General features: G+C 63.8%; 4 protein-coding genes and 1 pseudogene. 3 read left to right on the top strand and 2 right to left on the bottom strand.

The window, feature by feature from the left end; translation table 11 throughout:
• Positions 1–2 precede the first annotated feature (2 nt).
• Positions 3–113, top strand: a complete 111-nt coding sequence (locus EN750_RS41535) for a zinc-binding dehydrogenase (protein WP_348629626.1) — start codon at positions 3–5, stop codon at positions 111–113.
• A gap of 63 nt (positions 114–176) precedes the next feature.
• Here the strand turns inward: EN750_RS41535 and EN750_RS26760 are convergent, their stop codons facing one another.
• Entirely contained in the window at positions 177–1,175 is a 999-nt protein-coding gene (locus EN750_RS26760; RefSeq protein ID WP_127398411.1) for a bestrophin family ion channel, read from the bottom strand.
• 56 nt (positions 1,176–1,231) lie between these two features.
• Positions 1,232–1,852: a TetR/AcrR family transcriptional regulator gene (locus tag EN750_RS26755; protein WP_127327753.1), complete on the bottom strand. Its 621-nt coding sequence runs from the start codon at positions 1,850–1,852 to the stop codon at positions 1,232–1,234.
• Positions 1,853–2,142: 290 nt separating this feature from the next.
• Between EN750_RS26755 and EN750_RS26750 the strand changes: the two genes are divergently transcribed.
• Together EN750_RS26750 and EN750_RS26745 are read left to right on the top strand one after the other, a co-directional pair.
• Positions 2,143–2,640 carry a (2Fe-2S)-binding protein gene (locus tag EN750_RS26750; protein ID WP_127322359.1) on the top strand — a complete coding sequence of 166 codons (498 nt, stop codon included), beginning with the start codon at positions 2,143–2,145 and terminating at the stop codon, positions 2,638–2,640.
• Positions 2,637–2,988: pseudogene (locus EN750_RS26745) on the top strand (FAD binding domain-containing protein); the annotation flags it as partial. The gene EN750_RS26750 and the pseudogene EN750_RS26745, both read left to right, overlap by 4 nt.

The raw sequence follows: 2,988 nt of genomic DNA, 5'->3' as shown, positions 1-2,988 counted from the left end.
CTATCAGGCTGAAGCCCGTCATAGACCGCCATTTTCCGCTGCAGGACATCGCCACCGCCTTCGCGCATTACGAAACGCAAAAGCATTTCGGCAAGGTCTGCCTCGACGTTTGAGCGGCCTCCGCCAGCAGCACGATGAAGGGGACCTTCGGGTCCGCGCCTTCGTCTTGATCCTGCCTAGGTCGCGATGTCGTTGACCGGCAGCAGGGGCTTGGGAAGATCGGCCTCGCCGAGCCCGCTGCGCAACTCGATCTCGATGTCGCGGCATATCTGCGAGATCGGGACGTCGTTGGCGTTGCCCTCGAACGGGTTGGCGCTGCTTTCGCCGACCTGGTCGAGGGACATGTAGGCCCAGCCCAGCAGCGTGCTGAACGGGATCGTCAACCAGATCGCGATCGACCCGAGCGCCCCACCCAATTTGCCCATATCGGCAAAGACGGGAACGACCCCGAACGGCAACAGCGTGCAGAAGATCATCACGAACATCGAACTGACGATGGCGTATTGCCGAGGATAGGGATTGTTCTTGATGCGATCGCAGCGCGCCTGCTGGTCATGGAAGTCGCGGATCAGCTTGGTCAGTTCGCCATAGATCTGAGGAGGGAGCTTTGTGTCCTTGAACAGCGCATTGACCTGGCCAGATTGCCGTTCGAGCAGGGCGATCGCCGGCTGGGGCGATTTCAGGACGTCCTCGGCCTGTTCGGCGAGCAGCGGACGCAATTCGTCGGCGATCGAGCTCGCATCCTCATGGATGCGGTAGCGCCGCCGGTATTCGATATTGGCGGCCCGCGCCATGGATTCCCATGGCATTGGCCGGCGCAGGGAAAAACGCAACGCCGTCATCCAGGCGATGTGGCGATAGATGAGCTGTCTGGCCGTCGGCGCGTCGAGGAAATCCCTGCAGAAATTGGACCACAACCGGCTGCTGGCCGTAATTTGCGTAAAAGCCTGCAGCGCGTCGCTGCTGCGGGTGAACACCTGCGAATTCTTGAACCCGGCAACGAGTGACACGGTGGTACCAAGCACCAGCACCACCGACCATGGCACCGAAAACCCGGCGATGCCTGGAAGACGGTAGGCCGCCACGGCCAGTCCACTCACCACCACCATGTAGATGACGCTGCGCCGCGACCACAGCGCGAAATCCACTATTTTGTAGGAACGGCCTACATACATTGGGTCCCCTCAATTTATCGACAGGTGTGGTTTTGCACGGGCGGAATCTCGTCGCCTCATTGTGCCTTTGCAGCCCCGAACCGCAACCCGTCCATCAACAGCTTGACCAGCCGGCGGGAGCGGTCGCGCCATTCGGGGGTGTCGGGCGCTGAGTAGATGCCGCCCAGCGCGTGCAGCACGTCGGAAGCGTCGACGTCGCCGCGGATGGTGCCGTCGGCCACCGCCGCTTCGACCAGCTGTCGCAAGGCTTGCGACACCCGGCCGAACGTGTCGGAAAACAGCGTCGAATTGGTGGTGAGCACGATGCGCAGGCTGGTCGCCAGGCCGCGCTTGGTTGCGATGTAGTCGACGAAGCGCTGCATCCACTGTTCCAGCGCGACATCGGACGGATGTTTCTGGGCAAGCTCGCCGGCGGCCGCGCACAGCGCCTCCACCTCGCGGCGATAGACCACCTCGACCAGATGCTCGCGCGTCGGGAAATGCCGGTAGAGCGTGCCGATGCCGACGCCGGCGCGGCGCGCGATCTCCTCCAGCGAGCCATCGATGCCGCGCTCGGCAAAGACCGACACCGCCACCTCGACCAGCCGGTCGCGGTTGCGCCGCGCATCGGCGCGCAACGGCTTTGCGTCTACAGCCTCGGCCTTCTGTTCAGCAATGGCGGACGGCTCGCTGGCCAATTTTTTCTCCACATCGTGTCAGGGGGCTTGAACCCGGCCGGTTCAGCCACCACGTATTAAACGGAGGCGCCTCCGTTTTAGTGGAGCACCTTTATCATATAATCAGGGGAACCGGTATGTCACGTCTTTCGAACACGCAAGCCGACATCTCCCCTGCCCGCCTGTCTCGCGGGAGATCCGCTGCCATCTCCGATTTCGCCGTCAAGACCTGACCGAACGGTTACCTTGCCCTTCCGCGGCAAGGCACCAGTTCAATCCCATCCGCGTCAAGCAACTGGAGCCAGACGCCCATGACCAGCCTTCCCATCACCCTCACCATCAACGGCCACCGACACGAACTGGAGGTCGATCCACGCGTAACCCTGCTCGACCTGCTGCGCGAGCGGCTCGATCTCACCGGCACCAAGAAGGGGTGCGACCGCGGCCAGTGCGGCGCCTGCACGGTGCTGGTCGACGGCAAGCGCATCAACTCATGCCTGGCGCTGGCGGTCAGTCATGACGGCGCCCAAGTCTTGACCATCGAAGGCGTCGCCCACGGCGAGGAACTGCATCCGGTGCAGGCCGCCTTCATCGCCCATGACGGCTTCCAGTGCGGGTTCTGCACACCCGGCCAGATCATGAGCACGCTCGGCCTGATCGCCGAGGCACAGGCCGGCGACGATCCCGAACGCATCCGTGAGGGGCTGAGCGGCAACATATGCCGATGCGCGGCCTATGGCGGCATCGTCGAGGCCGTCCTGGAAGCCCAGCAACAGCTTGTCAAAGCCGACCGGAGGACCGCGGCATGAGAGATTTCGATTACGTCAGGCCCGCCACCATCCCCGACGCCATCGCCGCGGCAGCCGAGCCGGGTTCGGCCTATCTCGCCGGCGGCACCAATCTGCTCGACCTGATGAAAGGCGGCATCACCAGTCCCGAGCGTATCGTCGACATTCCCGGCTGCCGGAGCTCAACCGCATCGAACGGCAGGACGATGGCGGCCTGCGCATCGGCGCGCTGGTCCGCAATGCCGATCTCGCCCATGACGCGGCGTTCGCCAAATCCTATCCGGCGGTGGCCGAGGCGCTGCTGTCGGGTGCTTCGGCGCAGCTTCGCAACGCCGCCACCGTCGGCGGCAATCTGTTGCAGCGCACGCG

This window comes from Mesorhizobium sp. M7A.F.Ca.ET.027.03.2.1, assembly GCF_003999175.1.
Classification (GTDB): Bacteria; Pseudomonadota; Alphaproteobacteria; order Rhizobiales; family Rhizobiaceae; genus Mesorhizobium.
The sequence above is the reverse complement of the archived record's forward strand: the minus strand, read 5'-3'. Positions and strand labels throughout refer to the sequence as shown.

Coding starts and splice junctions, on each gene's coding strand:
- EN750_RS26750 (WP_127322359.1), top strand. CDS start 2,143: ATGACCAGCCTTCCCATCACCCTCACCATCAACGGCCACCGACACGAA.
- EN750_RS26760 (WP_127398411.1), bottom strand. CDS start 1,175: ATGTATGTAGGCCGTTCCTACAAAATAGTGGATTTCGCGCTGTGGTCG.